This is a genomic window from Brevundimonas sp. (genome assembly GCF_044239655.1).
Classification (GTDB): Bacteria; Pseudomonadota; Alphaproteobacteria; order Caulobacterales; family Caulobacteraceae; genus Brevundimonas.
This window is the reverse complement of the sequence record NZ_JBIIAY010000021.1, coordinates 19104-30963: the sequence shown is the minus strand read 5'-3', so window position 1 is coordinate 30963 and position 11860 is coordinate 19104. Positions and strand designations below refer to the sequence as shown.

Below are 11860 nucleotides of genomic sequence, written 5' to 3'. Positions count from 1 at the left end.
AACGTGCTTCTGCCCCGTGCGGACGCGGCCCGACCGCGACACCTGACGGGCCCCGCCCCGCGCACCCTTCTGGATGGCGACGGAAGAGCCGGCCTTCTTGGAGGCGCTGTTCTTGACGGCGGAGATTACGCGCGGTTTGGCGACGCGGGTCTTCTTCTGCTCCAGCGCCTTGCCGGGCAGGTGGCTCTCTTCCTCGGCCTTCTTGCGGACCTTGCGGGGTGCGGTCTTGGCGTCGCCCTTGTAGCGTTCGGGGCCGGACTTGGCGCCGCCCGAGGCATAGGGGTTCTCCGACCCGCCCTTGACCGTCAGGCGCAGCGGCGTGCCCGGCAGGTCGAAGCTTTCGCGCAAGCTGTTGGTCAGATAGCGGATATAGTGCTCGGGCAGGGCCCCGCCCCGGCTGGCGAACAGCACGAAGGTCGGTGGGCGGGCCTTGGTCTGGGCCATGTATTTGGTCTTGATCCGCTTGCCGTCGACGGCGGGGGGCGGATGCCTCTGGGTCGCCAGGGCCAGCCAGTCGTTGAGATCCTTGGTCTTCACCTTGACCGACCAGGTCTCATAGGCCTTGAGCACCGCCGGCATGAGCCGCTCGACGCCACGGCCGCTATGAGCCGACAGGGCCACGAACGGCGTGCCCTTCAACTGCGACAGCTTCTCTTCGGCCAGGGACTTGAGCTCGGCCATCTTGGCCTGGGGCTCTTCCTCGAGGTCCCATTTCGACGCGACATAAACGATCGCACGGCCTTCCCGCTCGACCAGGTCGGCGAGCTGCAGGTCCTGGACGTCGAACGCGTTGTCCTTGTCCATCATCAGGACGACGACCTCGGCGAAATTGATGGCGCGGATGGTGTCGGCGACCGACAGCTTCTCCAGCTTCTCCTGCACCCGAGCCTTGCGACGCATACCGGCGGTGTCGACCAGCCGGATGTTGTGGCCTTCGTATTCCCAGTCGACCGAAATCGAATCGCGCGTGATCCCCGCCTCGGGGCCCGTCAGCATCCGGTCCTCGCCGATCAGGCGGTTGATCAGGGTGGACTTGCCGGCGTTCGGGCGGCCGATGATGGCGATGCGGATCGGCTTGTCGGGTTCGTCGATCTCTTCGATGAAGATGTCAGCGGATGCCGCGACGATGGCGGCATAGAGATCGGCCATCCCCTCGCCGTGCTCGGCCGAGATCGCGACCGGCTCACCGAACCCCAGGGCATAGGCTTCGCCGACCCCGCCGCCCGATTCGCGGCTCTCTGACTTGTTGGCCAACAGGATGACGGGCTTGTGCTGTTTCCTGAGGCGGTCGGCGAAGATGGTGTCCAGCGAAGTCACGCCCTCGCGCGCGTCCATCATGAACAGGATCAGGTCGCCGTCTTCCAGCGCCAGCTCGGTCTGTTCGCGCATCCGCGATTCCAGGCTGTCGTCGCTGACGTCCTCGTACCCGGCCGTGTCGATCAGCGTCAGGTCCATGTCGCCGATATTGCCGTCGGCATAGCGACGGTCTCTGGTCACACCGGGGCGATCGTCGACGAGCGCCAGGCGCTTGCCTACCAGCCTGTTGAACAGGGTCGACTTGCCCACGTTGGGGCGGCCGACGATGGCGACCTTCAATGCCATGTCGGCGGTTCTAACTTAAAAAGCAGGGATCGTCAGCGGATGCTAACGAGTTCGCCCCGGTCCGTCAGGACGTAGAGGGCACCGTTGTAGGCCGCAGGCGCGACATAGGCGGCGGAGCCCAGGTTGATAGAGGCGGTCTGGAGACCGGTCTTAGGGTCAAAGGCCACGGCCTCGCCGTCCGAATTGACCAGCACCAACCGGTTGGAGGCCAGGATCGGGCCCGACCACTCTGGCCGCACGGTGCGGTCGAAGAAGCCGAACAGGCCGCCTTCCTGGCGCACACGGCCGACGTTCAGATCCTTGGTCCAGTAGACACCGCCGGTGTCGCGATTGACCAGGGTCAGCTCGCCGGACTTGGACACGACATAGACCACGTCACCGGCCGGCAGGGGCGCATTGACCCCGGCGACCGGCAGGCTCCATTTCGGCTGGCCCGAGCGGATGTCCATCGCCTGCATCATGCCCGAGTGGCTGACCGCATAGACGAAACCGCGCGAGATGACGGGGCGACCCGCGATGTCGCGGATTTCCGAGAGGGCGCTGGTCCGGCTGGAGCGCGACAGGACCTGGTTCCACACGGCCTGGCCGTTGGAGGCGCGCAGGGCCACGACTTCACCCGACGAGAAGGGTGCGATCACCGTGTCGCCGCTGACGGCGGGTGAGGACGCGCGCATGATCCGGGCGGGTTCGGCGATGCCGCGATAGGACCAGCTCTGCTGGCCCGTGGCGGTGTCGAAGGCGATGATCTGATTGTCGATGTCGACGACGAAGACCCGGGCACCCGCGACCGTCGGGGCTCCGTGCAGGGGGACGTCGGTTCGCACGGTCCACAGCACGGCCCCGGTCGCGGCGTCCAGCGCCGACATGGTGCGATAGCCCGAGGCCACAAAGACCTTGCCGCCGCCGACGGCGACGCCGCCGCCGAAGCCGCCCGAGACCTGACCGCCGCCACGCCCGATGCCGAAGCCCAGGATGCCGCCGCCGCGCTCGCGCTCGTCCGGCTTGACGTTATGCTTCCACAGGATCTCGCCCGAGCCGGAATCGACGGCAGTGACGGTCGAATCGCCGTCCAGCACGAAGACCTTGCCGCCGTCGGCGACGATGGGGGCCATGACCTGGCTGGTCTTGGACGAACCCGCGCCGATGTCGCGCTTCCAGGCGACGGCGAACTCGGGCGCGGCGATCACGTGTTCGACCGAGTTCTCGATCGTGCCGCCGGGGACGGGCCAGGCCGTCGCGGCCTGGGGGCCCGGCAGGAAGAAGTCGCGACCCGACAGGGCGGCCGACGGCGCCAGCTGCTGCTCGAACTCCAGGACCGAGATCCGCTGGCCCTCGGTGGCGATCGCGGTGTTCTCTTCCTTGCCACCCAGCCCGAACGGCAGCATCGCCCGCTGGGCCGCACAGGAGGCGACGCTCAGCGCCACGCCGCCGACGAGGGCGATCTTGAGCATGCGGTTCAAGGCGGGCATTCGCACTCCGGTCGAGGGGGTCGCGGTTGTCACTGGGCGGGCGCCTGCTGCTGCTGTGCGGCCTGAGCCATCGCGGCCTGCATCTGCATCTGCTCGGGCGTCATCTGCGGCACGGGCGGCAGGGCGGCCTGGGCCTTGGTGATGTCGTTGATGTTCACAGCCGAACCGGAATCGATGGTCTCGATCGCCGTCTGGGCCAACTGGCGCACGGCGTCAGGCACGTCCTGGCCCAGGGTCAGCTGGACGAACGACGAGCGGGCGTCGGCGGTCTTGCCGTGCTGAAGGCGAGCCATGCCGAGCGCGAGCTGGGCGAACGGCCGCTGAGGACGATCTTCCTCGGCCAGCGGCGTCAGACGGGCCTCGACGTCGGCCAGGGGCGCATTGGTGTCCATGACCAGATAGGCGGCCTTCAGGCGCGCCACATCGGCCAGGATCGGATCGCTGGAGGCCTTGGCGGCCTCGTCGAATAGGCGGATGGCCTCGGTGGGATTGTTGGCGGCTTCGGCCAGACCGGCCTGCTGTTGCAGGGCCAGGGCCTTGTAGGCGCCGTTGCCGACCTTGGCCGATTCCTCGAAGGCGGCCTTGGCTCCGGCGTTGTTGCCCGACGACAGCGCCTCGACGCCGCGCTCATAGGCCAGCGACGCCTTGTCGGCCTGCGAGTTCTGGTACGAATCCCAGCCCCACCAGGCCAGGGCAGCGATCAGGGCCAGCAGCAGCAGGCCGCCCACGATGGGCAGCCAGGTGCGGGCGAGACGCGCGTAACGGGCGGAGCGAAGCTCCTCCTCGACCTCTTCAAAGACATCAACCACGAAAAACGTCGCCCCAAATCGCCGGCCAGATACGCAGATAGCCAATCGGCGCGGACCCTAGAGGCTCGCTCCCCTCCCCGCAACGACTCTCCCGTCGAAGGAAGGCGCTACGGCGAAGCCGGCTTTTTGGAGAAGTAGGTCTCGACTTCGGCAGGAAAACGGCGGGCGCGCACATCGGCGGCGTATCCGGCCACCGCCCGGTCGATTTCACCACGCAGATCGGCGTACTTCCGCACGAATTTGGGCGTCCAGTCGAACAGGCCCAACATATCGGGCGTCACCAGCACCTGACCGTCGCAGGCAGCCGAGGCGCCGATGCCGATCGTGGGCTTGTCGATCGCCTCGGTGATCTCCCGGGCCAGGCTTTCAGCGACGCCTTCGATCACGACCGAAAAGGCACCGGCGTTCGCGGTGTCATGTGCCGATTGCAGGATGCGGGCGCGCTCGGCCTCATCGCGGCCCTTGGCCTTGAACGATCCGTCGATATTGATCGACTGAGGCAGCAGGCCGACATGGCCCATGACCGGGATGCCCCGCTTGACCAGGTATTCGATGGTGGCCGGAGCGGTGGGGCCGCTTTCCAGCTTGATGGCCTGGGCGCCCGTCTCCTTCATCACCCGCACGGCGTTGGCATAGGCCGTCTCTATGCCCGCCTCATAGCTGCCGAAGGGCATGTCGATGACGACCATGGCCCGTTTGGCACCGCGCATCACGGCCTGACCGTGCAGGATCATCATCTCCAGCGTCACGCCGACCGTAGAGGTCATGCCGTGAACCGCCATGCCCACGCTGTCCCCGACCAGCAGCACGTCGCAGTGCGGGTCCATGATGGCGGCGGTGGGGGCGTCATAGGCGGTCAGGACGACGATAGGCTCGCCGCCCTTTCGCGCCCGGATGTCGGGAGCGGTGATCCGCTTGATTGGGGTCTGGATTTGGGAGGACATGGCGGGCCTCTACCACTTCCGCTCGTCCCGGCGAAAGCCGGGACCCAGTGCTTTGGGCGATCCTATGGGCCGCGAGGGATATGATTTCGATCCCGGTCGCCGTGCTCAAATCAAGACCTGGGTCCCGGTTTCCGCAGAGATGAGCGGGTAGGGAAAATCACGTCTCTTGCGACAACCTCACCACCCCGGCGGCAGCCAGGGCAACCAGGGCACCGGTGGCGATCCAGAACAGCTGCATCCCCCCCATCGAGCCCAAGGACATGTCCGCCAGGCCGAATTGATCCATGAACCCCTGGATCGCGCCACTGGCATCGGCGCTGACACCCTGAAGCCCCTGGCCCAGCGCGCGGCTGGACGCACCGGCCGGCGACAGGGTGAAGTCCAGGTTCAGCGATTCGCGCACCGCGATACAGCCGCCGACCAGCCCCGCCACCGTCAGCGCCAGGGTCCGAACCCGTGAGCCGGAGGCCAGTTTCGCCTCCACATCAGTGGCGAACAGGGACGCGTCGGGCATCTGCGGCGTCCTGGCGAACAGCCGCTCGATCATGGGATCGAACTCGTCAGACGACATGAGCCGCCCTCCCGTACTGAGCCGGTTCCGGCGTGAGCCGGGCGCGGAGTTTATCCAGACCACGTTTGACATGAGACTTCACCGTACCGAGCGGCAGATTCATGGCGGCCGCGATTTCGGGGTGGGACATTCCCGCCCCGTGACACAGGGAAACGCACAGGCGTTCCGTTTCGCTGAGCGATTTCAGCGCTTCGTCCAGGTCGACCAGACCGGGCGTATCGACGGCCGGGGCCATTTCCTCGCTTTCGATCTCGGCGACGTAGCGCGCGTCCCTGGACTTGCGTTTCAGGTACTGCCGCGCCGCGATCCGCTTGACCCAGGCCGCGAAGGTGCCCTCGCCCCGGAACTCGGCCGACCGCTGGAAGGCGGTCAGGAAGGCGTCCTGGGCGACGTCGTCGGCCTCGGCGGCCTGGGCCCCCATCCGGCGCAGCAGGGCTCGCACGGCTGAACCGTGACGCCGCACCAACTCGCCGAACTCGCGACGTCCGCCCGCCGCCGCTAGGGCGGCGAGCTCGACATCGTGAAGGTCGTGCAGAGGTTTGGTCATGACAGCTTTCCCCCTGTCTCAGACCGGGCTCAGCCCTTGTTCTTGTTGAAGGCGCTGAGGATGATGAAGGCCAGACCGACCATGCCGGGGATGGCGGACAGACCCATGATCGGCACTGACACCTTGGATTCCTCGAAGCCGCTGATGAAGGTGAAGGCATAGCCGAACAGGGCGACGCCGATGCTGACGGCCAGCAGGATGACCCCGACCCGAAGATCGCTATGGGCCGTTGCTGGCAACTTGACCGCTTCCTTCGACAGGGCCTCGATGACCTCGGGCGGCAGGGGCTGACCCTTTTCGATCGAGGCGCGCAGGGTGGCCTGCATTTCCTTGCGCTCCCGATGCTTCAGATAGCCGGGAACGATAGCGATCCCCGCGATCATGGCGAAGAAGGCGATCGGAATGAGTTCTTCCATGGTGTAACCCCTTTGATGTCCTGGCCGACGCCTGATGCTCCGGCCTTATGATGACAAGAGGCGGCGACGGGCTCCGGCGGATGCAAGCTGGGCCGTGAAACTTTCGTAAGGTTCAGCGCGCGCCGAACGCAACCCGCCCAACCCGCCGCCTCAGGCCCGGATCGACCAACAGAGCCCCCGCCAGAGCCGCCCCTGCCAGGGCGACCGTCGCCACACCCGGCCCGAGAGCCGGAACCAGGGTGGACGCCAGTTCTCCGGACAGCTTTGCCACCGCCGGACGCAGGGCCCACAGCAGGGCTGCTGCGGCCACCGCCCAGGGGACGAGCGCCAGAACCGTCATGATCGCACGGCGCAGGGCGACCCTGCGCGCGACCTCGGCGACGAACACCCGGTCCGGCACCTTGGGCGTATCGGCCGTCAGCATCAGGGCCAGTTTCTGTTCAGGCGTCATCGGATCCTCCGAGCGCTTTCAGGAGCCGCGCCCGACCCCGCGCAACATGCGACTTCACGGTGCCCAACGGCAAGCCCAGGATTTGCGCCGCCTCCCCGTGGGAAAATCCGTCGGCGAGGCACAGGGCCACGCAGGCCCGGACGTCGGGTGCCAGGTCCGCCATCGCGGCGGCCATGGCCATCCGGTCCTCTGCCGAGATCCCGGCCGGCGTCTCGGCCTCGTCCAGCCAGGCGTGGTCCCGCGCCGCCGAACGCCGCGCCGAGCGGATGCGATCCTGCGCCTTCCTCCAGGCGATGCCGCACAGCCAGGACCGCACCCCATCCGGATCCTTGAGCCGCCCCAGCGAAGCCCAGGCCGCCAGAAAGGTCTCCTGCGCCACATCGTCCGCCTCGGCCCAGCCACTGCCCAGCGTCCGCCTCAGGAAGCCACGCACCGGTGCCTGATGACGCTCGACCAGCCGGGCGAAGGCCGTGTCCGAGCCGCCGCGGGCCGCCCGGACCAGATCGGCGTCCGTCATCATCCCCCCCACCGACGACCGGGCCCGTCACGAGGGGTCGCGGCGTCGGCCGACGAGGGTCGAGACCAGGAAGGCCGCGAAAAGGGCTCCCATCACGAAGGCCACGACCAGGAAGGCTTCGCCCGCCCCCATCATGTCCGTCGCTGCCGCATAGCCGAAGCCCAGGGCCATGACGCCGAAGAGCACGGTCGAGAACAGGTTGCCCGCCCCGTTGGGCGTGCCGCAGCCGTCGCCGTTGTTCCAGCGCTCGGTGCTCTCGTTACGCTCCAGCTGGGCCAGCAGGGCCTCGGGCGGCTCCCTGCCCTGATCGGCATAGGATTTGATCGTCTTCAGCACGTCCTTGTGCCGGAAATAGTTCATCAGGCTGGAGAAGGCCTGGATGACAAACCAGCTCAGCGGGAACAGCAGCCACCAATAGGATCGAAACAGGTCTTCCATCGTCGTGTACCCCTTAGGACCGGGCCCATCGCCCCGTCATTCACAGGATAGTCGTCGCCGACCCGCCCGGTGGATGCAGGTGCCGATCACTTTCATCGACAGCCGTTCGCCGAGCCTCGACAACCCTGCCACAGCAACGCTTACTGCCCATGCGCCAACACGGGAGAATGCGATGCTGCTGCCTCAGCTTTCCGCCATCGGCTGGTTCCATACCCTGGGCAGCCTGCCCGCCATCCCGCTGGCCCTGTACCTGCTGGTCCGCCATGGCCGCATCGTGCCCGGGACCGCGATGGGCAAGGCCTATCTGGTCTTCATGTTCATCGGGGCGATCTCGGGCGTCATCGTGATCCGCGACCCGCCGGGCGTGCTGATCTCGATCCTCGCGCTCGGCTCGCTGATCGTGGGCTCCACGATCGGATATGTCTCTGCCCTGGCCCGACACCGCTGGTGGATCGAAACCACGGCCTTGTCGACCAGCGCCTTCACCCTGTTCCTGCCCAGCGTCACCGAGACTCTGACCCGCCTGCCCGCCGACAGTCCGATCGCCGACAGTCCCCAGGCCCCACTGGTCGTCGCGTTCCAGCTCACCCTGCTGGTCATCCTGGTCGTCGGCGTCTTCTTCCAGCTACGGTTCCTGAAACCCAAGACGCCCTCTATGGTTACCGCCTGAGTTCAACAGGAGTTCGCCATGAGCCACGTCACCTATCGCATCGTCGAACATGACGGCGGCTGGGCCTACAAGCTGGGCGACACGTTCTCGGAAACCTTCCCCAGCCACGACGCTGCCCGCGCAGCTGCGGTCAAGGCCGCCGGCGAACAGCGCGTCGCCGACCGCACCGCCTTCATCGAATATGCCGACCCGACCGGCACCTGGATCACCGAACGCGCCGACGGCCATGACCGGCCTGAGACGAGCGTCGAGGGTTAGGCCAACGCCGCCTCATAGATCTCCGGCTTGAACCCCACGATCCGGCGATCGCCGAGGTCCAGGATCGGCCGCTTGATCATCGACGGCTGGGCCAGCATCAGGTCGACGGCCTTCGCCGCATCGATCCCCGCCCTGTCCGCCTCCGGCAGCGCCCGGAACGTCGTGCCGGACCGGTTGAGCACCGTCTCCCAGCCGTGCTCTGCCACCCAGCCCTCGACCGCCGCCCGATCCACGCCCGCCTTCTTGTAGTCATGGAACACGAACGCCACCCCGCGCCCGTCCAGCCAGACACGCGCCTTCTTGACCGTGTCGCAGTTGGGGATGCCGTAGAGGGTGTAGGTCATGGAAGTCTCGAATGCCCGCTTTGCGCTGATGCACCCATAGCGGCTTTCGACCCACAGTCTATTCGAGCTTCGCTGGGGCTAGGAGACCTTGTCCTCCTCAGCCCTTCTCCGCTTCTCGGCTTCGATCCGCATTCCCACTTGAACCGGGGACCATGGCAAGACAGGCGACGGCCAGAACCAGAGGGCCGAACGGCCAGAAGAACACCAAGATAACCGTCACGGTGATTGCGGCGCTGATCCACACCTTCCAACCAAGAGCTCGGACGTAGGCGAAGAAATCCCGAACGGCCATGGCCTAGCTTAACCCACAACCGGTTCTACTTCCAACGCAGACGGCCAAGCAGCACTTCCGGTATCTGGCTCGATGTCTTTAACTGATTTCGACCCTGAGGGGACGCAGCGAAGGTTCTTTCTTCCTCGCAGCTGCGAACGAATCGCTAAGGTACCGACAGAGGTGGGTACCTTTGCTCGCTTTGCTCTAGCTGTTCTTCGCTCGAGACACACACGGCACTTCGCTGGCCATCCAGTCAAAATCATAGGTGGCCGGCACGGTCTCCCCGCTGCCAACGGACGCCCTTCGTGCAGAGGGATTGAACGAGATCCAGCCCATGCTGTTGTCGAACGCAGCAATCCGGTCGTTGTCACGCCGCGCGGTGGTCGCATCAGTTTCCGGCTGTTCGATGCGCGATCCACGGACCATGCGTATGGATTCATCGCGCAGTTCCCATGCACGGTAGTAGTTTCGCCCGAAGAGACGAGTATTAAAGCTCCCTGTCGATGACCACTGATTTGCCCGGGTTGATTCTGGCAGTCGAACTGTAGTGACGTGGCAGATGTATTCCGGCTCGGTATAGAAGGGCGCTGTCTGGTCCTGATCCGCCGCCCGAACCCTTCGCTCTGGTGGGCTGAACCCGCCACCTGGAAGCACCAGCGATTTCGCCCCACGGCCGTCATCGTCCCAATCGATCGTTCTGGTGCCACTGATCGTTAGGATGCTGGCGCCCGCTCCTTGATCATAGCGCCACTGAACATCCTCGATCGTCTCCCAGGCATCGCCGCCGCTCTGCTGACGGAAAAAATCCGACAACTGTCCGGCCGATACTGCGGAAAGCTGCATGTAGGTTTGCAAGCCTTTGACGCCACGGACGATTTCTGTCGACACGACCCTTGCCGGCTCATCAAAGCCAGAGCGCGCATCGATCTCATACAAGCTTATTTGGTCGGGCGTAGTCGCTGGTTGCCATGCAAGGTTCTGAAGTTCACTGCCCCGCTCAGTGAGCGGCAGGACCCAACTCACCGGGAACACCGGTCGGGCGCTAGGCGAAGCCACCGGCGGGAGCGTGCCGTCAAGCCAATAATCGGTCCCCTCGATGTGCGCGCGCACGAGCACATGATCGAAGTACTGTGGGACCGGCAAACGCTGATCGAGGCCGTCATCGGCACCGCTCGAGTTCACAAGCACGGGCTCCGCATCAATTCCCAGCTCGCGAAGCAGCGCCAGCAGCAGCGCGGTCTTGCCCTTGCAGTCACCGTAGCGGCGCTGCCAAGTTTCATCGGCCGGGGCCGGTGTCAGATTCCGGCCGTCGAGACCCACATAGATGTATCGCACATCCTGCTGAACCAATTTCAGTGCGGCGCTGGCGCGATCGAGAGGGCCCGTTTGCGCGGTAGCGATGCGGCTGGCCTCACGCTTGATCGGGGAATTGACGTCAAGCGTTGCGGCTCTCTCGTAGAGAGGCGCGAAATGCCGCGAAAGAGCCCCCCAGTCGGCGAAGTCCGTATACTCCACAGCACGTTGCCACTGGTAGCGCGCCGGGGCGTCCCTCGGCGGTGACAGGCCGGCCGGATTGTCGAAGCGAAAATCGATCGCGCGCTCGCCGGTCGTCATCGCCGCCGTCATGTCGTCGGTCATTTTCAAGAGGGGCTCGTGACCCTGGTCCCAGCTTAATCCCAGGCGGTACCGGCCCGGCGACGGATTCGGCGTGAGCGCCAGGAGACCGGCTTCGTAGTGCCCTAGCGTGGGGTCGTTCGCGAAACTGGTGAGGTTCACCTCCAATTCGTCGCCTACCCGTAGGTCGGGGATGCGAAGGATTGCAGTCAGCTTTCCATCGAGCTTCGCCATTTCCAACTGGTCTTCGCGCCGTAATATCTCGAACGATGAGTCTTTCAGAACATCGATGACCTGATCATCGCGGAACAGCTTTATTTCGTGAATGATTGGCGCATCAGAACTTGGGTTCCAGGCAATCGATATATTGCCAAGCTGAAGAGCGCTCGCTTGTAGTATTTTGACGTGATACCCGAAGTACTGCGCCTGACCCTGGTCGCTAAGGTGTATTTCCAGATCCTGGCGACGGATAAACAGCGGGCCGCTGACGTTGTCCGGTATTGAGATTGGTGTCGACGGTGTAGCCCACGCGGGAGCGGGGCCTCGAAGAACTTGTTCGGACTGCGCGAATGCAGAACTTGCGACAAGAATAGACGCCAAGATTGTTGCTGAAACACGCACCGCTTTTCCCCACTCCGCTTCGCGCCATTGTGACGCAAGCGCCACCACTTTCAAATGGCGCTTACCGCATGCGCAAGCAAAAGTGGTTGCATCGACACGATGAGACGCCGATCGCTCGCGATATTCGCTCTGCAGCCTAAGGTCGAATGACGGGTTTCGGTTGGCAGCCCAGTTTCTGCTACCTCCATAGCGGACCTCCCGAGCGTCCGCTTTCGGGAGACGAACGCGTCTGTCGACACCCCGGGGAGGGATCGGCCGTTTCTGAAGCCCACGTGCAAAATCCGCCTCCACGCCCCGACCCTGGAACCGAACGGC

14 protein-coding genes are annotated in these 11860 nt (G+C 65.2%); 2 read left to right on the top strand and 12 right to left on the bottom strand.

Translation table 11 applies throughout. From position 1 onward, the window contains the following. From der to ACILQR_RS04590, 10 genes are all read right to left on the bottom strand, one after another. Window positions 1-1602, bottom strand: a 1602-nt coding sequence (der, locus tag ACILQR_RS04635) for a ribosome biogenesis GTPase Der (protein ID WP_395650314.1), incomplete at its 3' end; no start/stop codon positions are given. A 32-nt stretch (window positions 1603-1634) separates the two neighbouring features. After that, the gene (locus tag ACILQR_RS04630) at window positions 1635-3071 is read right to left on the bottom strand and encodes a PQQ-binding-like beta-propeller repeat protein (protein WP_395650313.1); all 1437 of its coding nucleotides are present in this window, start codon (window positions 3069-3071) and stop codon (window positions 1635-1637) included. Window positions 3072-3100: 29 nt separating this feature from the next. Next, window positions 3101-3880 (bottom strand): tetratricopeptide repeat protein, encoded by a 780-nt coding sequence (locus tag ACILQR_RS04625; protein WP_395650312.1) that lies wholly within the window; start codon window positions 3878-3880, stop codon window positions 3101-3103. Window positions 3881-3987: 107 nt separating this feature from the next. Continuing rightward, complete coding sequence (gene panB / locus ACILQR_RS04620) at window positions 3988-4824, bottom strand: 3-methyl-2-oxobutanoate hydroxymethyltransferase (RefSeq protein WP_395650311.1); 837 nt, start codon at window positions 4822-4824, stop codon at window positions 3988-3990. A gap of 157 nt (window positions 4825-4981) precedes the next feature. Then, complete coding sequence (locus ACILQR_RS04615; RefSeq protein ID WP_395650310.1) at window positions 4982-5395, bottom strand: hypothetical protein; 414 nt, start codon at window positions 5393-5395, stop codon at window positions 4982-4984. Beyond that, the gene (locus tag ACILQR_RS04610; RefSeq protein ID WP_395650309.1) at window positions 5385-5942 is read right to left on the bottom strand and encodes an RNA polymerase sigma factor; all 558 of its coding nucleotides are present in this window, start codon (window positions 5940-5942) and stop codon (window positions 5385-5387) included. The genes ACILQR_RS04615 and ACILQR_RS04610 overlap by 11 nt, the downstream gene beginning before the upstream one ends. Before the next feature lie 29 nt (window positions 5943-5971). Further along, the gene (locus ACILQR_RS04605) at window positions 5972-6358 is read right to left on the bottom strand and encodes a DUF6249 domain-containing protein (RefSeq protein ID WP_395650308.1); all 387 of its coding nucleotides are present in this window, start codon (window positions 6356-6358) and stop codon (window positions 5972-5974) included. Between the two features lie 112 nt (window positions 6359-6470). After that, the gene (locus tag ACILQR_RS04600; RefSeq protein ID WP_395650307.1) at window positions 6471-6809 is read right to left on the bottom strand and encodes a hypothetical protein; all 339 of its coding nucleotides are present in this window, start codon (window positions 6807-6809) and stop codon (window positions 6471-6473) included. Continuing rightward, complete coding sequence (locus ACILQR_RS04595) at window positions 6799-7329, bottom strand: RNA polymerase sigma factor (RefSeq protein ID WP_395650306.1); 531 nt, start codon at window positions 7327-7329, stop codon at window positions 6799-6801. The genes ACILQR_RS04600 and ACILQR_RS04595 overlap by 11 nt, the downstream gene beginning before the upstream one ends. Before the next feature lie 24 nt (window positions 7330-7353). Beyond that, on the bottom strand, window positions 7354-7764 hold the full coding sequence (locus ACILQR_RS04590; protein ID WP_271143730.1) for a hypothetical protein: 411 nt from the start codon (window positions 7762-7764) through the stop codon (window positions 7354-7356). Window positions 7765-7936: 172 nt separating this feature from the next. On the opposite strand from ACILQR_RS04590, the gene ACILQR_RS04585 reads away from it, so the two are divergent. After that, window positions 7937-8434, top strand: a complete 498-nt coding sequence (locus ACILQR_RS04585; protein ID WP_271143729.1) for a hypothetical protein — start codon at window positions 7937-7939, stop codon at window positions 8432-8434. Window positions 8435-8452: 18 nt separating this feature from the next. Beyond that, window positions 8453-8692 carry a DUF2188 domain-containing protein gene (locus tag ACILQR_RS04580; RefSeq protein WP_271143728.1) on the top strand — a complete coding sequence of 80 codons (240 nt, stop codon included), beginning with the start codon at window positions 8453-8455 and terminating at the stop codon, window positions 8690-8692. Here the strand turns inward: ACILQR_RS04580 and ACILQR_RS04575 are convergent. Together ACILQR_RS04575 and ACILQR_RS04570 are read right to left on the bottom strand one after the other, a co-directional pair. Further along, window positions 8689-9036, bottom strand: coding sequence for an arsenate reductase (locus ACILQR_RS04575; protein ID WP_395650305.1), 348 nt, complete (start codon window positions 9034-9036; stop codon window positions 8689-8691). The two genes, ACILQR_RS04580 and ACILQR_RS04575, sit on opposite strands and share 4 nt — an antisense overlap. A gap of 478 nt (window positions 9037-9514) precedes the next feature. Next, on the bottom strand, window positions 9515-11593 hold the full coding sequence (locus tag ACILQR_RS04570; RefSeq protein WP_395650316.1) for a DUF3857 domain-containing protein: 2079 nt from the start codon (window positions 11591-11593) through the stop codon (window positions 9515-9517). Window positions 11594-11860 lie beyond the last annotated feature (267 nt).

Bases quoted from the DNA above. Each gene is read 5' to 3' on its own strand.
- ACILQR_RS04630 (WP_395650313.1), bottom strand. From the start codon at position 3,071: ATGCCCGCCTTGAACCGCATGCTCAAGATCGCCCTCGTCGGCGGCGTG.
- panB (WP_395650311.1), bottom strand. From the start codon at position 4,824: ATGTCCTCCCAAATCCAGACCCCAATCAAGCGGATCACCGCTCCCGAC.
- ACILQR_RS04615 (WP_395650310.1), bottom strand. From the start codon at position 5,395: ATGTCGTCTGACGAGTTCGATCCCATGATCGAGCGGCTGTTCGCCAGG.
- ACILQR_RS04610 (WP_395650309.1), bottom strand. From the start codon at position 5,942: ATGACCAAACCTCTGCACGACCTTCACGATGTCGAGCTCGCCGCCCTA.
- ACILQR_RS04605 (WP_395650308.1), bottom strand. From the start codon at position 6,358: ATGGAAGAACTCATTCCGATCGCCTTCTTCGCCATGATCGCGGGGATC.
- ACILQR_RS04600 (WP_395650307.1), bottom strand. From the start codon at position 6,809: ATGACGCCTGAACAGAAACTGGCCCTGATGCTGACGGCCGATACGCCC.
- ACILQR_RS04595 (WP_395650306.1), bottom strand. From the start codon at position 7,329: ATGATGACGGACGCCGATCTGGTCCGGGCGGCCCGCGGCGGCTCGGAC.
- ACILQR_RS04590 (WP_271143730.1), bottom strand. From the start codon at position 7,764: ATGGAAGACCTGTTTCGATCCTATTGGTGGCTGCTGTTCCCGCTGAGC.
- ACILQR_RS04585 (WP_271143729.1), top strand. From the start codon at position 7,937: ATGCTGCTGCCTCAGCTTTCCGCCATCGGCTGGTTCCATACCCTGGGC.
- ACILQR_RS04580 (WP_271143728.1), top strand. From the start codon at position 8,453: ATGAGCCACGTCACCTATCGCATCGTCGAACATGACGGCGGCTGGGCC.
- ACILQR_RS04575 (WP_395650305.1), bottom strand. From the start codon at position 9,036: ATGACCTACACCCTCTACGGCATCCCCAACTGCGACACGGTCAAGAAG.